Annotated in this window: 20 protein-coding genes and 2 tRNA genes; 9 read left to right on the top strand and 13 right to left on the bottom strand. The window is 73.1% G+C overall.

The features are described 5' to 3' along the window. Positions 1–115: 115 nt before the first annotated feature. The 3 genes from ACFWBN_RS21910 (at position 116) to ACFWBN_RS21900 (ending at position 4,575) form a co-directional block, all read left to right on the top strand. Complete coding sequence (locus ACFWBN_RS21910; protein ID WP_385178558.1) at positions 116–2,311, top strand: elongation factor G-like protein EF-G2; 2,196 nt, start codon at positions 116–118, stop codon at positions 2,309–2,311. A gap of 151 nt (positions 2,312–2,462) precedes the next feature. After that, positions 2,463–4,130 carry a hypothetical protein gene (locus ACFWBN_RS21905; RefSeq protein ID WP_385178557.1) on the top strand — a complete coding sequence of 556 codons (1,668 nt, stop codon included), beginning with the start codon at positions 2,463–2,465 and terminating at the stop codon, positions 4,128–4,130. A gap of 43 nt (positions 4,131–4,173) precedes the next feature. Next, entirely contained in the window at positions 4,174–4,575 is a 402-nt protein-coding gene (locus ACFWBN_RS21900) for a DUF1992 domain-containing protein (protein ID WP_385178556.1), read from the top strand. Positions 4,576–4,649: 74 nt separating this feature from the next. On the opposite strand, the gene ACFWBN_RS21895 is transcribed toward ACFWBN_RS21900, so the two are convergent. Both ACFWBN_RS21895 and thrS read right to left on the bottom strand, forming a co-directional pair. Further along, positions 4,650–5,210, bottom strand: a complete 561-nt coding sequence (locus tag ACFWBN_RS21895) for an HIT family protein (RefSeq protein ID WP_385178555.1) — start codon at positions 5,208–5,210, stop codon at positions 4,650–4,652. Between the two features lie 71 nt (positions 5,211–5,281). Next, complete coding sequence (thrS, locus tag ACFWBN_RS21890; RefSeq protein ID WP_385178554.1) at positions 5,282–7,258, bottom strand: threonine--tRNA ligase; 1,977 nt, start codon at positions 7,256–7,258, stop codon at positions 5,282–5,284. Positions 7,259–7,732: 474 nt separating this feature from the next. Between thrS and ACFWBN_RS21885 the strand changes: the two genes are divergently transcribed. After that, complete coding sequence (locus ACFWBN_RS21885) at positions 7,733–8,227, top strand: GNAT family N-acetyltransferase (RefSeq protein ID WP_385178553.1); 495 nt, start codon at positions 7,733–7,735, stop codon at positions 8,225–8,227. Between the two features lie 267 nt (positions 8,228–8,494). Here ACFWBN_RS21885 and ACFWBN_RS21880 read toward each other — a convergent pair whose 3' ends face one another. Together ACFWBN_RS21880 and ACFWBN_RS21875 are read right to left on the bottom strand one after the other, a co-directional pair. Continuing rightward, positions 8,495–9,700: a hypothetical protein gene (locus tag ACFWBN_RS21880; RefSeq protein ID WP_385178552.1), complete on the bottom strand. Its 1,206-nt coding sequence runs from the start codon at positions 9,698–9,700 to the stop codon at positions 8,495–8,497. Then, positions 9,700–10,278: a DUF4365 domain-containing protein gene (locus tag ACFWBN_RS21875; RefSeq protein WP_385178551.1), complete on the bottom strand. Its 579-nt coding sequence runs from the start codon at positions 10,276–10,278 to the stop codon at positions 9,700–9,702. The genes ACFWBN_RS21880 and ACFWBN_RS21875 overlap by 1 nt, the downstream gene beginning before the upstream one ends. 222 nt (positions 10,279–10,500) lie before the next feature. Here ACFWBN_RS21875 and ACFWBN_RS21870 point away from each other — a divergent pair, with 222 nt between their 5' ends. Beyond that, the gene (locus tag ACFWBN_RS21870) at positions 10,501–11,229 is read left to right on the top strand and encodes a 3'-5' exonuclease (protein ID WP_385178550.1); all 729 of its coding nucleotides are present in this window, start codon (positions 10,501–10,503) and stop codon (positions 11,227–11,229) included. Positions 11,230–11,299: 70 nt separating this feature from the next. Here the strand turns inward: ACFWBN_RS21870 and ACFWBN_RS21865 are convergent. Both ACFWBN_RS21865 and ACFWBN_RS21860 read right to left on the bottom strand, forming a co-directional pair. Continuing rightward, positions 11,300–11,371, bottom strand: a tRNA-Val gene (locus ACFWBN_RS21865). A gap of 38 nt (positions 11,372–11,409) precedes the next feature. After that, complete coding sequence (locus ACFWBN_RS21860; protein WP_385178549.1) at positions 11,410–11,916, bottom strand: SRPBCC family protein; 507 nt, start codon at positions 11,914–11,916, stop codon at positions 11,410–11,412. Positions 11,917–12,039: 123 nt separating this feature from the next. On the opposite strand from ACFWBN_RS21860, the gene ACFWBN_RS21855 reads away from it, so the two are divergent. Further along, positions 12,040–14,376 carry an SCO7613 C-terminal domain-containing membrane protein gene (locus ACFWBN_RS21855; protein WP_385178548.1) on the top strand — a complete coding sequence of 779 codons (2,337 nt, stop codon included), beginning with the start codon at positions 12,040–12,042 and terminating at the stop codon, positions 14,374–14,376. A gap of 75 nt (positions 14,377–14,451) precedes the next feature. Here the strand turns inward: ACFWBN_RS21855 and ACFWBN_RS21850 are convergent. Together ACFWBN_RS21850 and ACFWBN_RS21845 are read right to left on the bottom strand one after the other, a co-directional pair. Next, a tRNA-Val gene (locus ACFWBN_RS21850) sits at positions 14,452–14,523 on the bottom strand. A gap of 46 nt (positions 14,524–14,569) precedes the next feature. Further along, on the bottom strand, positions 14,570–15,016 hold the full coding sequence (locus ACFWBN_RS21845; RefSeq protein ID WP_385178547.1) for a TIGR02611 family protein: 447 nt from the start codon (positions 15,014–15,016) through the stop codon (positions 14,570–14,572). A 177-nt stretch (positions 15,017–15,193) separates the two neighbouring features. Here ACFWBN_RS21845 and ACFWBN_RS21840 point away from each other — a divergent pair, with 177 nt between their 5' ends. Continuing rightward, complete coding sequence (locus ACFWBN_RS21840; protein ID WP_030011909.1) at positions 15,194–15,607, top strand: SsgA family sporulation/cell division regulator; 414 nt, start codon at positions 15,194–15,196, stop codon at positions 15,605–15,607. Between the two features lie 222 nt (positions 15,608–15,829). Further along, on the top strand, positions 15,830–16,432 hold the full coding sequence (locus ACFWBN_RS21835; RefSeq protein WP_385178546.1) for a CGNR zinc finger domain-containing protein: 603 nt from the start codon (positions 15,830–15,832) through the stop codon (positions 16,430–16,432). Here ACFWBN_RS21835 and ACFWBN_RS21830 read toward each other — a convergent pair. Together ACFWBN_RS21830 and ACFWBN_RS21825 are read right to left on the bottom strand one after the other, a co-directional pair. Further along, positions 16,373–16,552, bottom strand: a complete 180-nt coding sequence (locus ACFWBN_RS21830; RefSeq protein WP_385178545.1) for a hypothetical protein — start codon at positions 16,550–16,552, stop codon at positions 16,373–16,375. The genes ACFWBN_RS21835 and ACFWBN_RS21830 overlap by 60 nt on opposite strands. 109 nt (positions 16,553–16,661) lie before the next feature. Further along, complete coding sequence (locus tag ACFWBN_RS21825; protein ID WP_385178544.1) at positions 16,662–17,099, bottom strand: hypothetical protein; 438 nt, start codon at positions 17,097–17,099, stop codon at positions 16,662–16,664. Positions 17,100–17,265: 166 nt separating this feature from the next. Here ACFWBN_RS21825 and ACFWBN_RS21820 point away from each other — a divergent pair, with 166 nt between their 5' ends. Then, a complete protein-coding gene (locus ACFWBN_RS21820; protein WP_385178543.1) occupies positions 17,266–17,760 on the top strand; it encodes a DsbA family protein in 495 nt (164 codons plus the stop codon). Here ACFWBN_RS21820 and ACFWBN_RS21815 read toward each other — a convergent pair. From ACFWBN_RS21815 to ACFWBN_RS21805, 3 genes are read right to left on the bottom strand one after another with little or no spacing between them, the layout of a single operon-like run. Next, positions 17,757–18,581, bottom strand: a complete 825-nt coding sequence (locus ACFWBN_RS21815; RefSeq protein ID WP_385178542.1) for a GNAT family N-acetyltransferase — start codon at positions 18,579–18,581, stop codon at positions 17,757–17,759. The genes ACFWBN_RS21820 and ACFWBN_RS21815 overlap by 4 nt on opposite strands. Before the next feature lie 40 nt (positions 18,582–18,621). Next, the gene (locus ACFWBN_RS21810) at positions 18,622–19,443 is read right to left on the bottom strand and encodes an aminotransferase class IV (RefSeq protein WP_385178541.1); all 822 of its coding nucleotides are present in this window, start codon (positions 19,441–19,443) and stop codon (positions 18,622–18,624) included. Further along, complete coding sequence (locus ACFWBN_RS21805) at positions 19,440–20,528, bottom strand: chorismate-binding protein (protein WP_385178540.1); 1,089 nt, start codon at positions 20,526–20,528, stop codon at positions 19,440–19,442. The genes ACFWBN_RS21810 and ACFWBN_RS21805 overlap by 4 nt, the downstream gene beginning before the upstream one ends. Positions 20,529–20,675 lie beyond the last annotated feature (147 nt).

Below are 20,675 nucleotides of genomic sequence, written 5' to 3'. Positions count from 1 at the left end.
CCTCCGGTACCCCCGGAGTACCCCCCTGGTACGACGTATGGACGCCGTGTGACAGCAGTGCAAAGCTCGAAGAGCCCCGTTTCTTCCTCCGTCACCACCGGGAGGCACGAGCACCATGGGAGCCACATCACACCAATCCGGAGCCGCCGGCAGGGCACTGGCGGCCGACCGCCCGGCATCCGTACGGAATGTCGTGCTGGTCGGCCACAGCGGATCCGGCAAGACCACGCTGGTCGAAGCCCTGGCCCTGACCGCGGGAGCGGTCAATCGGGCCGGCCGGGTCGAGGACGGCGGGACCGTCTCCGACTACGACGAGATCGAACACCGGCAGGAAAGGTCCATCCAGCTCTCCCTCGTCCCCGTCGAATGGGGCGGAATCAAGATCAACATCCTGGACACCCCCGGATACGCCGACTTCGTCGGAGAACTCAGGGCCGGTCTGCGCGCCGCGGACGCGGCCCTTTTCGTCGTCTCGGCCTCGGACGGGATCGACGGCGCCACCCGCATGGTCTGGGACGAGTGCGAGGCCGTCGGCATGCCCCGCGCCATCGTCGTCACCCACCTGGAGGCCGCCCGCGCCGACTACACGCAGATGGCCAACATCTGCGGCGAGATCTTCGGCGCCGAGGACCCCGACGCCGTCATCCCGCTCTACCTCCCCCTGCACGGCCCCGCCGGTCCCGACGGGCACGCCCCCGTCACCGGCCTGCTCGGCCTGCTGTCCCGGCGCGTCTACGAGTACGCCTCCGGCGAGCGCGTGGCGCGCGACCCGGACGACGCCGAGCTCGCCCTCATCACCGACGCCCGCTCCCGCCTCATCGAGGGGATCATCGCGGAGAGCGAGGACGAGAGCCTCATGGACCGCTACCTCAGCGGCGAGGAGATCGACTACAAGACCCTCGTCGACGACCTGGAGCGGGCCGTGGCCCGGGGCACCTTCCACCCCGTCCTGATGGCCGCCCCCGCGGCCGACGGCGGCAAGCAGGGCCTGGGCACCGTCGAACTCCTCGAACTGATCACCGGCGGCTTCCCCACCCCCCTGGAACGCCCCGACCTCACCGTCACCGCCCCCGACGGCTCCGCCCGCCCGGCCGTCACCTGCGATCCCGAAGGCCCGCTCGTCGCCGAGGTCGTCAAGACCTCCTCCGACCCCTACGTCGGCCGCGTCTCGCTGGTCCGCGTCTTCTCCGGCACCCTGCGCCCCGAGCAGACCGTCCACGTCTCCGGCCACGGTCTGGCCGACCGCGGGCACGAGGACCACGACGTCGACGAGCGGATCGGCACCCTCACCGCGCCGTTCGGCAAACAGCAGCGCAGCCTGGAGAGGTGCATCGCCGGGGACCTGGCCTGCGTGGCCAAACTCACCCGGGCGGAGACCGGCGACACCCTCTCCGCCAAGGAGAACCCGCTCCTTATGGCCCCGTGGGCCATGCCCGACCCGCTGCTCCCGCTCGCCATCGAGGCCCACAGCAAGGCCGACGAGGACAAGCTCTCCCAGGGCCTGTCCCGCCTCGTCGCCGAGGACCCCACCATGCGGCTGGAGCAGAACCAGCACACCCACCAGGTCGTCCTGTGGTGCCTCGGCGAGGCCCACCAGGACGTCGCCCTGGAGCGGCTGCGCACCCGCTACGGCGTCCAGGTCGACCCCGTCCCCCACAAGGTGAGCCTGCGGGAGACCTTCGGCGCGAAGGCCGCGGGCCGCGGCCGGCACGTCAAACAGTCCGGCGGCCACGGGCAGTTCGCCATCTGCGAGATCGAGGTCGAGCCGCTCCCGCCCGGCAGCGGCATCGAGTTCGTCGACAAGGTCGTCGGCGGCGCCGTGCCCCGCCAGTTCATCCCGTCCGTGGAGAAGGGCGTACGGACCCAGGCGGCCCGCGGGGTGTCCGCCGGATATCCGCTGGTCGACGTCCGCATCACCCTCCTCGACGGCAAGGCGCACTCGGTGGACTCCTCCGACGCCGCCTTCCAGACCGCGGGCGCCCTGGCCCTGCGCGAGGCCGCCGCCGAGGCCCGCATCCACCTCCTCGAACCGGTCGCCGAGCTCGCCGTCCTCATCCCCGACGAGTACGTCGGACCGGTCATGAGCGACCTCGCCGGCCGCCGCGGCCGTGTCGTCGGCACCGAACAGGCCGGTCCGGGGCGCACCCGGGTGCGCGCCGAGATCCCCGAGATCGAGATCGGCCGCTACGCCGTCGAGCTGCGCTCCGTCTCGCACGGCACCGGGCGCTTCGCCCGGGCCTACGCCCGGCACGAGCCCATGCCACCACAGATCGCGGACAAGGTGCGAGAACAGGCCGAGAAGGGAAGCTAGTTGACATAGCGCCGACCAGGCGCGGGACCGGCCGCCCATCCAACCCGCTTGCGATGGGCGGCATTTCCCTGTCCCATGACCATGGGGCGAGATCCGCCGATAGGCTCATCGGCGCACCAAAGAGCACGAACGCACAGCGATGGGGGCAGCGGTGGCGGACGACGGATTCGACTTCAGGCCCGGAGCGCAGATTCCCCTCCAGGGCGGCGGGGGACAGACGGCGGCGACCAACGCCCTGGCCTCCGCGGCGTACCGCGACGGCGGCAAGGACACCAAGCTCGCCGCGATACTCGACGCCAACAGCGACAACCACGCCGCCACGGTCAAGCCGCCGAAGATATCCCTCTTCGAGCCGAGCCTCGGCGAGGCCTTCTGCCGCGCCGTCGAGGCCCGCACCCTCGGCCCCGGCCGCAAGCCGCTCATCCAGTCCTTCGGCGCCGACCCGCAGACCGTCGTCGAGCACTGCCTGGCCGCCTCCCGCCTGCGCAAGGAGCGCGACCGCAAGCTGCGCCTGATCATGCTGGTCTGCGGTGTGCTGTTCCTGCCCGGGCTGCTGCTGTGGCTGGGCCTGTTCCAGCTCCGCAAGACCCTGTCCGCCGGCGACGGCAAGCGGTCGTCCTGGATCGGCACCGCGGTCCTGGTCGGCGTCGCCGTCGTGGCGGCGGTGCTGATGTTCCGGCTGCCCTTCACCGGCTTCCTCGGCCTCTACCTGCGCGGCATGATCATCGCCCCGGCCCTGGGCTGGCTGCTGGCCCGCCGGCTCTGCGAGTCGACCGCCGCCGACCTGCGCTCCCGCTGGGACGGGCTGCTGGACGGCGACGGGATCGGCGCCAAGATCCCGGAGGCCGTGCCCGGCAACCCCGACGAGAAGGCCCGGGAGGACCTGCGCCACCAGCTGGCCAAACTGACCGCGGAGGACCGTAGCAACCAGGTCTTCTACGCGGGCCCCAAGGGCATACTCGGCATGGGCACCCGCTGGGGCAGCTGGCAGATGGCGGAGGAGCTCGCCCCCAAGACCGAGGGGATGGAGATCCACCCCTTCCGCAGCTGGGACGTCATACGCGCGATCGACACGCAGCTGCGCAAGCTGGAGCGCGGCCCCCTGCACACCGGCGGCTTCCCGCCCGCCGCCATCCAGCACTGGATCGTCACCCCCGTCGGGGAGGGCGCCGCCGAGGTGGCCCGCCCCACCGGCGAGAACGTGGACACCTTCCTGATCAAGCCGCACGAGATCACCCGGATCTGCAACGAGCAGCAGTTCAGCGCCGGCAACCGGCACTACCTCGGCATCCAGTACCCGCTCTGGGACGGCCAGCTCGTCATCACCATGCTGGTCACGGTGACCGTGCTCTACAAGACGCTGCGCGTGGACGTCACCGCGCACGCCCTGGGCCCCGTCCACGGACTGTTCACCACGAAGTCCAAGGCCCCGGTGGTGGAGGTGCCCAAGAGCGTCCGGTTCTGGGAGACCGTGGAGCGCCCGCTGCCGCTGGTGGACGCCAACGAGGTCGTACGCCTCGCCGTGCGCGCCCCGCTGACCTGGTTCCCGCCGATCCTGGACTTCTTCGGCGGCAAGCTGGTCCTGCCGGAGCCCTTCGGGGTGCGGCACGTGTGGGCGGGCTCGATGTGGCGCCACCGGTTCATGGCCGACGACGCCCTGCGCACCGTCGCCCCGGTCCTGAGGTCGGTGCACACCGCCACCTTCAAGGTGCTGGAGGAGAACGGCGTGGACACCGAGCGCTTCACGAACCGCTCCTCGATCATGAGCGGCCTCATCCAGGAGCCGGCGCCGCGCAAGGCGGACGTGTACGACGCGTAGTCAGGGCGCCTGGGTAGGCTGAAGTGAGCCCCGAGGAGGGAAAATGACCGAGCGCAAACCGCCTGGCGTCGACATCGAATCCTGGGTGGACCGGCAGATCCGGGAGTCGGCCGACCGCGGCGAGTTCGAGAACCTGCCGGGCTTCGGCAAGCCGCTGGCCTCCCTCGACGCCCCGTACGACGAGATGTGGTGGATCAAGGGGAAGATGCACCGCGAGGGCTTCTCCTCGCTGCCGCCGGCGCTCGCGCTGCGCAAGGAGGCCGAGGACGCCCTGGAGGCGGCCCTCGCGGCGCGTTCCGAGCGCCAGGTGCGGGAAGTCCTCACGGAGGTCAACGAGAAGATCCGCGCGGCGCTGCGCATGCCGCCGCCGGGACCGCCGCTGAACCTCGCCGAGTTCGACGTCGAGGACGTACTGCGGACCTGGCGCGAGAACCGCGCGCGCTGACGGTGCGATGACGGTGCGACGGCAAAAGGACCGCCCCGGGCGCAGTGCCCGGGGCGGTCCTTTCGTTCACAACCTCAGCCGACGGGCCAGGCGTCGGCCAGCATCTGCCGGGTGTCCGCGAGCAGTTGCGGCAGCACCTTGGTGTGGCCGACGACCGGCATGAAGTTCGTGTCCCCGCCCCAGCGGGGCACGATGTGCTGGTGCAGGTGCGCGGCGATGCCCGCCCCGGCGGCCGCGCCCTGGTTCATGCCGATGTTGAAGCCGTGCGCCCCGGAGGCCTTGCGCAGCGCGACCATGGCCCGCTTGGTGAGGTCGGCGAGCTCCGCCGTCTCCGGGCCGTCCAGCTCGGTGTAGTCGGCGACGTGCCGGTACGGGACGACCATGAGGTGGCCGCCGTTGTACGGGTAGAGGTTCAGCACGGCGTAGACGTGCTTGCCCCGGGCCACGATCAGGCCGTCCTGGTCGGACATCTCCGGAATACCGCAGAAGGGACAGCCGTCCCCGGCCTCGGGGCCGGTCGGCTTGTTCTCGCCCTGGATGTAGGCCATCCGGTGGGGCGTCCACAGACGCTGGAACGCGTCCTGCGTGCCCACACCGATCTGCTGCTCCGGCTCAGTCGTCATGGCGGCAAGCATATGACCTTGCCTTCGCGGACGAGGAAGGCCCCCGGAAAGTGATCACTTCCCGGAGGCCTTCCCCTGCCGGATCAGACCTGGACGCGGTCCGCGACGACCTTGGCCAGCTTGGCCAGCGCCTCGTCCTTGGCGATGCCGTTCTCCTGCGAACCGTCGCGGTAGCGGAAGGAGACGGTGCCCGCGGCCATGTCCTCGTCACCGACGATGATCATGAACGGGACCTTGAGCTTCTGGTGGTTGCGGATCTTCTTCTGCATGCGGTCGGAGGAGGCGTCCACCTCGACCCGCAGGCCCTGCTTCTTCGCCTCGGCGGCGAACTCCTGCAGGTACTCGACGTGCCCGTCGCCGATCGGGATGCCGACCGCCTGGACCGGGGCCAGCCACGGCGGCATGGCGCCCGCGTAGTGCTCCAGGAGCACGGCGAAGAACCGCTCGATGGAACCGAACAGCGCGCGGTGGATCATGACCGGGCGCTGGCGGGAGCCGTCCGGGGCGGTGTACTCCAGGTTGAAGCGCTCCGGCAGGTTGAAGTCGAGCTGCACGGTCGACATCTGCCAGGTGCGGCCGATGGCGTCGCGCGCCTGCACGGAGATCTTCGGGCCGTAGAAGGCGGCGCCGCCCGGGTCGGGGGTCAGCGGGAGCCCCTGCTTCTCGGCGACCTGCTGCAGGACGGCGGTCGCCTCCTCCCACACCTCGTCCGAGCCGACGAACTTCTCCGGGTCCTTGGTGGACAGCTCCAGGTAGAAGTCGGTCAGACCGTAGTCGCGCAGCAGGTTCAGCACGAAGGTGAGCGTGCGGTCGAGCTCCTCCGCCATCTGCTCACGGGTGCAGTAGATGTGCGCGTCGTCCTGGGTGAAGCCGCGGGCGCGGGTCAGGCCGTGCACGACGCCCGACTTCTCGTACCGGTACACGGTGCCGAACTCGAAGAGGCGCAGCGGCAGTTCACGGTAGGAGCGACCGCGCGCGTCGAAGATCAGGTTGTGCATCGGGCAGTTCATGGGCTTGAGGTAGTAGTCGGTACCGCCGTCGAGCTGCATGGGGGGGTACATGCCCTCCGCGTACCAGTCCAGGTGGCCGCTCTTCTCGAAGAGGGCGCCCTTGGTGGCGTGCGGGGAGTAGACGAACTCGTAACCCTCCTCCTCGTGCCGGCGGCGCGAGTAGTCCTCCATGGTCCGGCGGATGATGCCGCCGCGCGGGTGGAAGACGGCGAGGCCGGAGCCGATCTCGTCCGGGATGGAGAAGAGGTCCAGCTCGTTGCCGAGCTTGCGGTGGTCGCGCTTCTCGGCCTCGGCGAGGAAGTCGAGGTGCGCCTTCAGCTCCTCCTTCGAGGGCCACGCGGTGCCGTAGATGCGCTGGAGCATCGGGTTCTTCTCGCTGCCGCGCCAGTAGGCGGCGGCGTTGCGCATGAGCTTGAAGGCCGGGATGTTGCGGGTGGTGGGCAGGTGCGGACCGCGGCACAGGTCCTTCCAGCACAGCTCGCCGGTCTTGGCGTCGAGGTTGTCGTAGATGGTCAGCTCGCCGCCGCCCACCTCGACGTTCGCACCGTCGTCGGTGGACGCGGAGCCCTTGATGCCGATGAGCTCCAGCTTGTACGGCTCGTCCGCGAGCTCCTCGCGGGCCGCCTCGTCGGAGACCACGCGGCGGGCGAACTTCTGCCCGCGCTTCTGGATCTCCTGCATCTTCTTCTCGATGGTCTTCAGATCATCGGGGGTGAAGGGCTTCGCGACGTCGAAGTCGTAGTAGAACCCGTCCCGGACCGGCGGGCCGATGCCCAGCTTGGCCTCGGGGAACAGCTCCTGCACGGCCTGCGCCATGACGTGCGCGGTCGAGTGGCGCAGGATGTTGAGGCCGTCCTCGGAGGAGATCTCCACCGGCTCGACGGTCTCGCCGTCCTTCACTTCGTACGCGAGGTCCTTGAGCTCCCCGGCAATGCGCGCGGCGACGATGGTGCGCTCGCCGGCGAAGAGCTCCGCCGCCGTAGTGCCCGTGGCCACCACGCGCTCGTCCCGCTCGGAATCGCGTTGGATGATCACACGGACGTCTGACACCGGTCTCTCCTGACTCAGGGGGTGCGCGAGCGAACACTGCGCGCCTGAATCGTACCGAGCGGAGTGGCTGCGCCGCTAAACGGTTCTTTCCGGGCCCGCCCAGCCCCCTCTCCCCCGCCGGGCTCCGCCCGCACCCCGACGCGGCCCTGTGCGGTGCGGCCCTGTGCGGTGTGGCCCTGTGGGATGCGGCCGGCCGGGCCCGGGTGGCCCGGCAGCGGCGCGGCCGGAGCACGCAGGGATGCGTGGTCCGGGGCGGCCGGGGCTCGTGGGGGCAGGCGGGCCGTGGGGCGGGGCCCCTCCGGGGCGTCTCCTCGGCTCGCGAACCCTGAGCCGGACCGGCCAGGACCCGGCGGTGGGTTCGCTCGGCCTGCGGGGACGCCCCGGAGTGTCCCCGCCCCACCCCTGAGACCCGGTACCGGCGGCGCCCGCGGGTAGCGTGGAGCCCGCCAGCCGTCTTCCCCGGAGGGACCCCGTATGCCGAGCACGCAGATCCGCTCGCTGGACCTGGCCGACGAGGCCACCGCGGACGCCGTGTACCGGCTCGGGCGGGCCGCCTACGCCGTGGAGGCGGAGCTGATCGGCTTCGACGGCATACCCGCGTTGGCGGAGAGCCTCGCCGAGATGCGCGCGCATGCCCTGAACTGGGTGGGCGCCGTCTCCGACGGTGGGGACCTGGCCGGTTTCCTCGCCTGGGAGGAGGCGGCCGGCGGTGCTGTCTGCATCGACCGCCTCTGCGTGTCCCCGGCCTGGTTCCGGCGGGGCGTCGCCTCCCTCCTGCTGCGCCACGCACTGGCCGAGCTCTTCCCGGGCCGCCGGGTCGAGGTCACCACGGGCGCCGCCAACGCCCCCGCGGTGTCCCTCTACGAACGCCTGGGCTTCACCCGCGGCCCGGACTTCTCCCCCACCCCGGGCCTGCTCATGGCCGCCTTCACCCATCAGGCCGCCATCCCAGCCCCTCCGACGATTTGAGGAGCAGGGCCCGGAGCAGAGCCCCGATCCTTAAGCCGCGCGAGCCCACCGGGCCGCACCCCAACCCAGCCCTTCCGGCGATTGAGGAGCGGGGCCCGGGGCAGAGCCCCAATCTTTAAGCCGCGCGAGCCAGCCGGGCCGCACCCCAACCCCAGCCCCTCCGGCGATTGAGGAGCGGGGTCCGGGGCGGAGCCCCGGTCTTTGAGCCGCGCGGGGCCGCCGGGCCGCAGGCCCATTCAGCCTCGCCGGCGATTGAGGCGGCGGGGCCTAGTCGACGTCCGGCAGGACATCGGTCGGGTCGAACGCCTCGTCCAGCGACTTCATCAGCCGGTCCCTCTCGACCTCGTCCAGCGGGACCGGGGTCACATCCGTCGCGTCCGCCAAGCGGCGGAAGCCGCCCCGCCGCTGCAACCGCCCGCTGACCCGGATCGGCAGTCCCGCCAGGTGCGCGTGGACCGCCACCCGGTACGCCTCCTCGCCGAGCGCCGCCCGGACGTACGGGACCTCCGCCCCGGCCAGGACCCGCACCCGGACAGTGCCCCCGCCGCCCGCCGCCGAGCGCCGCATCCGGACCACCGCCCCCGCGATCCGGACCGGAACGGCCGGCTCGTCCCGGGTGTAGCGGGCGGCGGCCTCCCGCAGCACCGGGAGGTCGCCCGGCGAGAACTCCACCGGCTCCGGCCGGGCCGCGCACCCCGCCGGCACCCCCGCCGCCGGCGCCCACGCGAGGGCGATGCTGGCCCCCTCCGAGCCCCGCACCAGTGCGATCAGGGCATCGGCGAGCTCCCGGCTGACCCCCGCCTGCACGGCGGCGTCGAAGGCCTCCATGCCTCCCGTGGCCCGCTGGTAGTCCACGGCCTCGCGGGCGGCGTGCAGCGCCTGGTGCAGCCGCGTCACGGTCCCCCGCCCGCCGTCCACCGGCACGAACGCCGTCAGCCGCCGCCCGCCCGGGGCCGGCCCCACCAGCACCCCGTCCAGCGCCCGTTCGGCCTGGGCCCGGTGCCGGGCCCCGTAGTAGCCGGCCCTGGCCCGGTCGGCGAGGGCCCCGGCCAGCAGCAGCTGCCGGGCGGCCGAGCGCAGCTGTTCCTGCACCGTCCACGCCGCGTCGCCCCGCAGCCCGTACGGTCCCCGCGGGATCTCCCGTTCCCAGCGGATCTCGTCGCTCGGCACGCTCAGCCCGTAGAGCACCTCCCGCGCGGACGGCAGCGCGCTGCGCGAGAGCGCGGTGAGCGCCTCCTCCAGCAGATCGGCGCAGTCGGGGAAGCCGCGGCTCTCGGGGACGAGCAGGCTGGTCCCGGCGTGGCTCGGCGGGGTCCAGCGCCCGTACCGCCCGGCCGCGCCGCCGCGCCGGAGCCACCCGTGCCGGTGCAGCAGCGCCCCCAGCACCCGTGGATCGACATGCGCGGGATCGGGCGTGCCCGGTGTGAACTCCGGGGACGAGAGCGGTTCGAGGTGCTGCGGGTGCCAGTTCATCAGGGTGTCCCTCCCGACCCGACCCGGGTCATGATCTCGCACAGCGCGCGGTCGTCGAAGATCCGCGCGGTCGGGATCCGTACGGTGGTCCGGCGCCGGCCGGTCACAGGGGTTCCGGCGAGATTGGTCCAGTAGCAGCAGTGCCGCAGGTCGAGCCGGTCGTGCCCGGCGGCGAGCCACTCGTCGCGCTCGCGCGGGACGAGCATCACGACGAGGATCTTGTGGACGGCGACCGGGGTGCGGGCCAGTTTCACCAGGTGCTCGTTGTCGAGGGTGAAGCCGAAGGTGGGCCCGGCTGGTCTCGGCGGTATCTGGTAGGTCGCCTTCAGCTGCACCTTGATGGTCACCTCGTCGTCGACGACGTGCTCGGGGGCGCCGTGGCTGACGTGCCAGTCGATGCCGTTGTCGGGAAAGGGCTGGGAGAGCGAGCAGCCGGCCGCGGCGGCGACGGCGTGCAGGTATCCCACCTGGAGGGTTTCCATACAGGCGGTGGTGGCGAGTGTGCCGCGCAGCGGTCCGGTCCCCGGATCGGTCCGCCCCTGCAACACCCCGCCCGGTTCGGGCTGCGCGAGCGCCATGGCCGGCTCCCCATGCCTTCCGGGCTCTGCCTTCGGTGGTGGGTGGGGTGACGACCGGTCATGTGCACGGCCCCCCATGGATGTTGTCTCCGCACCCGGCTCGCCGCAAACGGCGTACGGGGCAAACAGCACGGGTATCACCGATGCGGGCAACGGTGGCACGTTCCGAGGCAGCACGGCCCGGTGCGCCCCCATCTGCCGACCGGGGACGAGGAGTTCGCCATGACACGCTGGTACGAGGGCCCGCTGGCCGCATTCGACACGGAGACCACCGGGGTGGACGTCGAGCAGGACCGGATCGTGTCCGCCGCGCTCATCGTGCAGGAGTGTGCGGGCGGCCGGGTCCGCACCACGCGCTGGCTGGTCAATCCCGGCATCCCGGTGCCCCCGGGTGCCACGGAAGTGCACGGCCTCACCGACGAGCACCTGCAGCGCCACGGACGCTGGCCGGCGCCGGTGGTGGAGGAGATAGCCCGCTCGCTCGGGGAGCAGCAGGTGGCGGGCCGGCCGGTGGTGGTGATGAACGCGCCGTTCGATCTGACGCTGCTGGACCGGGAGTTGCGCCGGCACCGGGCGTCCTCGCTCACGCGGTACCTGGACAACCGGCCGCTGACGGTGCTGGATCCGCGGGTGCTGGACAAGCACCTGGACCGGTACCGCAAGGGCCGTCGCACGCTGACCGACCTGTGCGCGCACTACGGGATCGAGCTGGAGGGCGCGCACGACGCGGCGGCGGACGCGCTGGCCTCGCTGGAGCTCGTACGGGCGGTGGGGCGCCGGTTCGCGGCGCGGCTGGAGCGGCTGACGCCGGCCGAACTGCACACGCTGCAGGCGGTGTGGCACGCGGCGCAGGCGCGGGGGCTGCAGGCGTGGTTCGCCCGCCAGGGGACGCCGGAGCCGGTGGATCCGCACTGGCCGCTGCGGCCGGGAGACCTGTCGACGGCGGCCTAGTACCGTGGCCGGGAACGGCCCCGTACATGCGGAAGGCCGGTCCGTCAGCAGACGGACCGGCCTGTCCCGGTGGGCGATACTGGGATCGAACCAGTGACCCCTTCGGTGTGAACGAAGTGCTCTCCCGCTGAGCTAATCGCCCGGGAACGGACTGAACAATACAGAAGGCTCGGGGCTGGTTCAAACCGCTTCCGGGCGGGCGGCCAGCCGGGCCGCGAGACCGCGCCGTCCGGCCCGCATCATCAGGGTGTGGTTGAGCCGGAACACCGGCCGTCCCGGCAGCGCGAGCCACCGCATCAGGGGCAGGCGCACCTCGACCTCCTGCTCGTACAGCGCGCGGGTCCGGGCGGCTCCGGTGCCGGGCCGCGGCCGGACGGTCCACCGCGCCCAGCCGTCGAGATCGCCGCCCAGGGAGACTTCCAGGACCCCGTGGGCGGGGTCGCGCAGGAGCTCGGTGGCGGTGATGCGGAGCGCGTACGGAAGGACGGAGCGGACGGTGGCGGTGCCGCTGCGGTCGCCGACGGGTTCGCCGCGGCGGATCTGGGGCCACCAGTGCGCGTACTCCCCAGCCTGCTCCAGCACGGCGAAGACGCGGGCGGGCGGGGCGTCGAGGTCCCACACGCTGCGGAAGCGGTAGCGGCTCCACCGGTCCCAGGGGTCGTGGCGCTCCGAGCGGCTGCGGTCCATGGTTCCAGTCTGGCCCGACCGGGGCCCCCGTATGCCCAGTTCACCCGGACCGTGCGTACTCACGGCACATCTGAGTACGCGCACCCATGTCCCGACCGCGTGACGGCCGCCACACTCCGCAGTATGAACACGCCTCTGCCGCCGGCCGAAGAGCTGGCGCTCATCGACCGTGAGCTGGCCCAACTCAATGCCCGGCGGCTGTACTTGCTGGGCCGCCGGGACTGGCTGCTGCGCCTGCCGGTCCCTCCCGTCTGGGCACCTCCCGGGCCCGCCGCACCGAACGCGTCCGCGCAGGAGGCCTCGGCCCCGAGCGCGCAGAACGTGCTGCTCACCCTGGGCGCGGTGCTGCTCGCGGTGGCCGCGCTGGCCTTCACGCTGCTGAGCTGGGGCTCCCTGGGGATCGCCGGGCGCTCGGCGGTGCTCGCCGCGGTGACGGCGGCGGCGCTGGCCGCCCCGGCGGTGCTGCTGCGCCGCGGTCTGCGGTCGACGGCGGAGTCGGTGGCGGCGGTCGGTCTGCTGCTGACGGTGCTGGACGCGTACGCGCTCTACGCGGTCGGGATGCCGGACACGGACGCCACCGCGTACGCCTCGGGGGCGGCGGCGGTGTTGGCGGCGGCGTGGGCGGCGTACGGCGCCGGGCTGCGGAAGCTGCGGATCCCGTTGCCGGCCGCGGTGCTGGCGGCGCAGTTCCCGCTGCCGCTGGCCGCGCTGGCGGCGCAGGCGGGGCCGCTGGAGATCGGCTGGGCGCTGCTGGCGACGGCGGCGCTGGACGCGGCCCTCACGCTGCGGATCCGGGTGGCGGCCGTCCCGGCGGCGGTGCTGGGCGCGGGGGCGCTGCTGACCGGCGTGACCGAGTCCTGGTCGGCGGGGTCGGCGGGCGGGGCACTGGCCCCGGCGGCGCTGCTGCTGGCGGGCGCCGCGCTCGGTACGGCGGCGGCCCGGCGGGAGCCGCGCGCCTGGGCGGCCGCGCTGGCGGGCGGCCTCGCGGCGGTGGTGGCCGTCGGCGGGGTGGCACGGCAGGGTCTGGATCCGGCCTGGACGGTGGTGGTGCACCTGCTGGTGGCGCTGCCGCTGCTGGCGGCCGTACGGGTCCCCGCGCTCCCGGCGCCGGTGCGGCGCGGGCTGGCCTGGGCGGGTGCGGTGGTGGCCGCCCTGGCGGCGCTGGCGGGCGCCTCGGCGGTGGCGCCCACCTTGCTGGCCCGGATCCGGGTGCTGAACGAGGTGTGGGCGGGGACCACCCCGGCCGCGGACCCGTACTGGCCGGGCGCGGCGGTCCCGGTGATCCTGCTGGTCACGGCGGGAGCCGCCGGGTGGCTGTCGAGGGCGCTGGCGCGGCCGGAGCCCGCGGGGGCGGCGGGGGTCCTGGCCTGGGCGGGGCTGTTCACGGCGCCCGAGCTGCTCGGGTTCCCGGTGGCGGCGGTGTTCGCGGCGCAGCTCGCGGTGACGGGGGCGGCGGGGGTCCTCGCCCTGCGCGCCACGGCACGCGGGGCCGGGATCGTGGCGGCCGGATGCGCGCTGGTCGGCGCCGCGAACGTGTCCCTGGGCGCGCTGGACGGCCGGGCGGCCACCTTCGCGGTGTGGGGCGTGCTGGGGGCGTGCTGCGCGGCGGGGGCGGCGTACGGGACCGCCGCGCGCCCGATCCGGTCCGGGGCGGCCGTGTGCGCCGTCGGGTACGCCACGGCGCTCCTGGCCGCGTCGGGGGCGGCGGCGGACCTGGCGGTGGTCTGGTGGGCGCTGCCGGTGCTGGCGGTCCCGGCGGCGGTGGCCGCGCTCGGGCCGCGGCTGGGCGGTGTGCGGGTGCCCGCCGAGATCGCGGCGGCCGTGTCCGGGCTGCTGGCGCTGGCCCTGTCGGCGGGCCGGACGGGGACCCTGGCGCTGGTCCTGGCGCTGGCCGGGGTGATCTGTGCGGGGGCGGCGGTGCGCGAGGACCGGCGGGTTCCGGCCGGCTGGGCGGCGGGCGCGCTGTTCGTGGCGGCGACCTGGGTCCGGCTGGCCGACTCCGGGGTCACGACCCCGGAGGCGTACACACTGCCGGTGACGGTGCCCGCCCTCGCGGTGGGGCTCCTGCGGCGGCGCCGGGACCCGCGGGCCTCGTCGTGGACGGCATACGGACCGGGCCTGGCCGCGACCCTGCTGCCGAGCCTGCTGGCGGTCCTGGGCGGCTCTCCGGCCGGGATCGGGCACTGGCTGCGCCCGCTGCTGCTGGGTCTGGCCGCGCTGGCGGTGACCCTGGCGGGCGCCCGGCGGCGGCTCCAGGCTCCGCTCGTGCTGGGCGGGGCGGTGCTGGCGGCGGTGGCGCTGCACGAGCTGGCCCCGTACGTGGTGCAGGTCGCGGGCGCGCTCCCGCGCTGGGTGCCGCCGGCCCTGGCCGGCCTGCTGCTGCTCGCGGTGGGGGCGACGTACGAGAAGCGGCTGCGCGACGCCCGGCGCCTGCGGGACGCCCTCGGCCGCCTCCGCTGACGCCGCCGAGCCCCTGAGGGTGCGGAAACGCCAGAGGCCCGGAGACTGTGAAAGTCTCCGGGCCTCTGGTCCGGGTGGGCGATACTGGGTTCGAACCAGTGACCCCTTCGGTGTGAACGAAGTGCTCTCCCACTGAGCTAATCGCCCGGACGCACCGCAAACATTACCGCATGTCAGCGGTGCTCCGTGACCATCACTGGTCCTTGAGGTTCCAGGGCAGGACGAGCCCGTACTTCCACAGGTAGAAGCCGATCAGCGCGCCCGCGATGACGAGGCCGACGCTGGTCAGGATGATGTTGCGGCGGCGGACCTTCGGGTCGAGCGCCTTCTGCGCGGCCTCGGTGACCTTGCGCTTGGTCCAGCGCAGCACGAGGTGCGCCCACGCGAACTCGGTCGCCCAGATCGCCAGGCCCGCGAAGATCGCGACCCAGCCGGGGCCGGGCAGCACGAGCATCGCGACGCCGGCGGCGATGACGGCCAGGCCGACGACGAAGACGCCGACCTGCCAGCTCAGGTGCAGGCTCCGGCGCGCCTTGATGAAGGCCGGCGCCTTGGATACGTGCGGCGCCGGTTCCACGGCTTCGCTGGTGGATTCGTCGGCTGTGGACTCGTCGGCCCCGCGGTCACTCCCCGTATTCATGGGGTCGAATCTACCGGAGCCGGAAGCACACGTGAATGGTGGTTTGGATCCGCCGTACGAGGGACCCAGAGGTCCGCAAAACGGTCAGAGGGGTTTACAACGGCACCGTAGGTGGCATGTCGATTTCGCCGACGTGCGAATCCCCGAGCGCACACTGAGCGAAAGGCCCTGGCGCTTATGAACACCACGGTCAGCTGCGAGCTGCACCTGCGCCTCGTTGTGTCGAGCGAGTCCTCACTGCCTGTTCCCGCGGGCCTGCGGTATGACACGGCCGACCCCTACGCCGTGCACGCCACCTTCCACACCGGCGCCGAGGAGACGGTCGAATGGGTATTCGCCCGCGACCTCCTCGCGGAGGGCCTCCACCGGCCCACCGGTACCGGCGACGTCCGCGTCTGGCCGTCCCGCAGCCACGGTCAGGGCGTCGTCTGCATCGCCCTGAGCTCACCGGAGGGAGAAGCACTGCTCGAAGCACCCGCCCGAGCACTCGAGTCGTTCCTCAAGCGGACGGACGCCGCGGTCCCACCCGGGACCGAACACCGGCACTTCGACCTCGACAAGGAGCTCTCCCACATCCTGGCCGAAAGCTGAGCCAGCCCCAACGAGTGACTGACCGCCCGGCACCGTCCGACTCGGGGCGACGGTGTGGGCCGGACAACCACATACGGCACGGCCGGCGCTGTTCTCGCGGGAGCCACCCGCGTGGACGGCGCCGGTGTGCGTGGGCACCCCCCTTTGGAGGGACCCGCTAGAGTCGGCCCCCAGCGACGGCACAGGACCGTCGTCGCAGGCCCGGCCCCTGAGGGAGACCCCGTGCAGATCCCCCACGACACCCGTCGCGCGCTCGACGTCGTCGTCGCGCTGGTGAACACCGCGGCCGAGACGGACCAGCCCGACGGACTTTCGGACATCAGCGCGCTGCGCGGCTTCGTCCACGAGTACTCGATCAGCGACGTCGGCGAGCTCGGCGCCCGCGACCTGGCCGGCGTACGGACCGTGCGCGGCAAGTTCGCCCAGGTCTTCGCCGCGCCGAACTCCCGTGCGGCGGCCGTACTGATCAACGAGCTGGTGGCGACGGCCGGCACCACTCCGCAGCTGACCGACCACGACGGCTACGACTGGCACGTCCACTACTTCGCGCCCGGCGCCTCGGTCGGCGACCACCTGGCGGCCGACGGCGGCATGGCGCTGGCCTTCATCGTGGTCTCCGGCGAGACGGAACGGCTGCGCCGCTGCGAGGCCCCGGACTGCCGGCGCGCCTTCGTGGACCTTTCCCGGAACCGCTCGCGCCGCTACTGCGACAGCCGGACCTGCGGGAACCGGCTGCACGTGGCGGCGTACCGGGCCCGGCGCAAGTCAGAGCAGGAAGAGGTCGTGCACGGCGGCGAGCAGCAGCAGGGTGCCGATCACCGCTAGGAAGATCATCAGGGGTGGCTGGGAGAGCGCGAAGAGACAGCCTCTCGGCTCCTCGGGGACGGGCGTCGGGACCGGCGTCGGAACGGGCACCGACGGCTCACTCTGCGATGTGTCGAGCATGTCGGGCCGATGATGGCGCAGCGCACCGCCATCCGTGTCCCAACACGCCAAGATCGGGGCGGTAGTTCGCCCGATCTTGTGGACCTGGCGCTCCCCGGGTCGGTCGCGGTCAGATGCCGTGCTTCTTGAGGATGGCCTCGATGTCGGAGAAGTCCTCCCCGCCGTCGGCGGCCTGCGGCTTCCGGCGCGCGGCGGGCTGGGGGCGGGACCCGGCGCCGGCACCGAGGGACGGCGCGGACGCGGCCGGGGCGACGGCCTCCTGCGCCGGGCCGGCCTGGACCGCCTTGCCGCGGCCGCGGCGCTCGATGGCCCGGGTGGTGACGAAGAGCAGCCAGGCCAGCGCCAGCAGTCCGAAGCCGGCCCAGACGGTCGGCTTGAAGACCATCCCGGACACCCACTCCACGACGCCCGTCATCACGAGGCCGACGGGCACCAGCGCGTACGCGGCGATCCGCGCGGCGGTCAGGAAGCGCTTGCGGTAGGCGGTCAGCGCGGCGATGCCCAGGCCCGCCGCGGACACCGCGGAGAAGATGGTCTCGGCGAGCATGCGGTCCTCCAGGAGTGGGCGGTCTGTCCCTATCCATCCTGCACCGGCCCCCGCCGCGGCGGCCAGGTCCACGGGCTCCCTCAAGCCGATCTCCGGGACATCTCCGGGTCCGCCTCCTCCCCAGGTCCCGGTCGGCCACGGGTTCGGGGGCTGGGAGACTGTCCGCATGACCGATTCCGTGATCCTCGACGTCTGGTGCGAACTGCAGTGCCCGGACTGCCACAGCGCCCTGGACGACGTACGCGCCCTGCGGGCCCGCTACGGCGACCGGCTGGACATCCGGCTGCGCCACTTCCCCCTGGAGAAGCACAAGCACTCCTTCGCCGCGGCCCAGGCCGCCGAGGAGGCCGTGGAGCAGGGTCAGGGCTGGCCCTACGCGGAAGCCGTGCTGGCGCGCACCGCGGAGCTGGCCGAGCGCGGCGAGCCGGTGCTGCTGGACGTGGCGCGTGAACTGGGCCTCGACGTCGAGGAGTTCGACACCGCCCTGATCGACGGACGGCACATCCTGATCGTCGACGCCGACCAGGCCGAGGGCAAGGCCATCGGCGTGACCGGCACCCCGACGTACGTGATCGACGGCGAGCGCCTGGACGGCGGCAAGAGCCAGGACGGGCTGCGCGCCCGCATCGAGGAGATCGCCGACCGCCTGCTGGCCTCCTAGATCAGCTCCTTCGCGTAGTTGAAACCGGTCGGCCGGTAGCCGAGGGACTCGTAGAGCCTGAGGGCCGGGGTATTGCCGGTGAAGACGTGGAGGCCCAGCACGCGGTGTCCCTCGGCGAGGGCCGTGCGTTCGGCGAGGAGCATCAGGTGGCGGCCGTGGCCCCGGCCCCGGTGCTCGGCATCGACCAGGACGTCGAAGACGTACGCGTCCCCGCCGAGCGGCGCGAGCCAGAGGGTGCCGACCGGGGTGCCGGCCGCCTCCAGGACGCGGAGGGCGACTCCGGGGGTGGCCGGGCCCTGCGGCAACTGGCTGTCGTGGTCGGCCGCCGACTTGGCGTGGGCGGCTTCCGCCGACAGGCCGCGGCTGATCCAGCTCTCGGCGTAGGCCTCCTTCGCCCGGGCGAGCCAGACCTCGTACTCGACGCCGGTCATCGGGCGGCCGACGACCCCCTCGGGCAGTACGGGCGGCTCGGCCGGCAGGTCCTTGGCCATGTTGCGGCTGTACTCGGCGTACCCGAGGGCCTCGGCCATGCGCAGCCCGCCCGGCGAGTCGGCCGGGACGGAGACCCGGACCCGGCGGCAGCCCCACCCGCGCAGGACCTCCTCGGCGGCCAGCGCCCCGACGGTCGCACGGCCGCGCCGCCGGTCGGGCTCGTCGACGGCCAGATCGCGGATCTCCCCGACCGTCGGCCCGAAGGGGGTGTCGGAGGCCAGCAGCAGCGCGCCGACGCGCCTGCTGTTGACGCGGATCTCGTACGGGCGCGTCCGCGCCCCGTCGCTGCTCTGCTGAAGCGGACCGCTCGGCCGCAGGGTGGTGGTCATCAGTCGAGTTCTACCCGCCCCACAGCCCGAACGACAGGGGTCAGGGGTCGATGCCCTCGGCGGAGCGGGCGTCGAAGAGCCGCATCGCCTCGGCCGTGACCGGCCCGGGGGCGGTGGCGAGCTCGCGCCCGTCGATCCGTACGACCGCCTGGACGTCGCGCAGCGAGGAGGTCAGGAAGACCTCCTCGGCCTGTGCCAGCACGTCGAACGGCAGGTCGGTCTCCTTGGCTCCGGACCACTCGACGACGAGGGCCCGGGTGATGCCGGCGAGGCAGCCGGAGGCCAGAGGCGGGGTGTGCAGCTCCCCGTCGAGCACGACGAACACGTTGGAGCCGGTGCCCTCGCAGAGCCGCCCGACGGTGTTGGCGAGGAGCGCCTCGGAGGCCCCGGCCCGGTGGGCGGCGGCGAGCGCGACGACGTTCTCGGCGTACGAGGTGGTCTTCAGGCCGGCGACGGCGGAGCGCTCGTTGCGGACCCAGTCCACCGTGACGACGGCGGTGGTGTCGGGGCGGCGGGGGGTCTCCGCGACGGCGGCGATCAGCGTGGGCCCGGATTCGCCGCGGTCGGAGCCGAGCGGGGAGACGCCTCCGGTGTAGGTGACGCGCAGCCGGCCGCGCTCCATCGGGTTGGCCTCCAGGACGGCCGCGCAGGCCCGGCGCACCTCGTCGAGGTCGGGGTCCGGCAGGCCGAGGCCGCGGGCCGAGCGGGTCAGCCGCTCCAGGTGGCGGGTGAGGGCGAAGGTCCGGCCGTGCTCCGCCTTGAGCGTCTCGAACACGCCGTCACCCACGGTCAGCCCGTGGTCGAAGACGGACACCTTCGCCCCGTCGACGTCCCGCAGTGCTCCGTCGAGCCAGATTCTCACCGTACGGTCCCTCCGCTCATCCCGTTCGTCCCCTGGGTGCCGGTGACCTCAGGGGTGGTGCCCGACGCTACCCGCAGCAGGCGGGCGGCCTTCAGCTCGGTCTCCGCCCACTCGCGATCGGGGTCGGAGCCCCAGGTGATCCCGGCGCCGGTGCCGAAGAGCAGGCGGGGGCCGCCGGGGGCCTCGCGGTCGATCCAGAAGGTGCGGATGCCGACGGCGAGCTCGGCGGTGCCCTGGTCGGCGTCGACCCAGCCGATGCCCCCGCAGTAGGGCCCGCGCGGGGCGGTCTCCAGGGCCTCGATGATCCGCAGGGCGGAGGATTTGGGCGCGCCCGTGACGGAGCCGGGCGGGAAGGTGGCGGCGAGCAGCTCGGGCCAGCCTGCGCCGTCGGCGAGCTGTCCGCTGACGGTGGAGACGAGGTGGACCAGGCCCGGGTGCTCCTCGACGGCGCACAGCTCGGGGACGGTGACGGAGCCGGTGGCGCAGACCCGGCCGAGGTCGTTGCGCACGAGGTCCACGATCATCACGTTCTCGGCGTGGTCCTTGGGCAGCAGGTCGGCGACGGTGCGGCCGGTGCCCTTGATGGGGCCGGAGTCGATGCGGCGGCCGGTGCGGCGCAGGAACAGCTCCGGGGAGGCGGTGGCGATCTCCACGCCGTGGGCGGGCAGCCGAATCGTTCCTGCATAGGGCGCCGGGTTGCCGCGCGCGAGCAGTGCGGTCAGGGCGTCGACATCGGCGCCGTCCGGGTCGGGCAGGGGCGCGGACAGCACGCGGCAGAGATTGGCCTGGTACACCTCGCCCGCGGCGATGTACTCGCGGACGCGGCGGACACCGGCGACGTACTCGGCCCGGTCGAGCGAGGAGGTCCACTGGTCGGCATCGGGGCCGCGCCAGGCGCCGGGGACGGGCGCCGGCACGGGGTCGGGGCGTATGTCCCCGAAGCGCGCGCAGACGAGCCGGCCTTCGAAGTCGGCGGCCACCGCCCAGAAGCCGGTGGAGTCGAGGGCACCAGGGTCGCTGGTGACGTCTCGGAGGTCGGTCGCGAGGAGGCCGCCGAAGCGGGCCATGGGAGGCAGGTCGTGCACGGCTGCGAGTCTATGACCGGTGACGCGGCGGCGCCGGTGAGGTGACCGGCGGGTGACCGGTGGTGATCGAGCGGCAGCACGCTGCGGAAACGCGTTTTTGAGCTGGCCCGGGAATCCGCTAGAGTTCAACACGTCGCCAGGGAGCGA

Source organism: Streptomyces sp. NPDC059989, assembly GCF_042736975.1.
Taxonomy (GTDB): domain Bacteria; phylum Actinomycetota; class Actinomycetes; order Streptomycetales; family Streptomycetaceae; genus Streptomyces.
The sequence above is the reverse complement of the archived record's forward strand: the minus strand, read 5'-3'. Positions and strand labels throughout refer to the sequence as shown.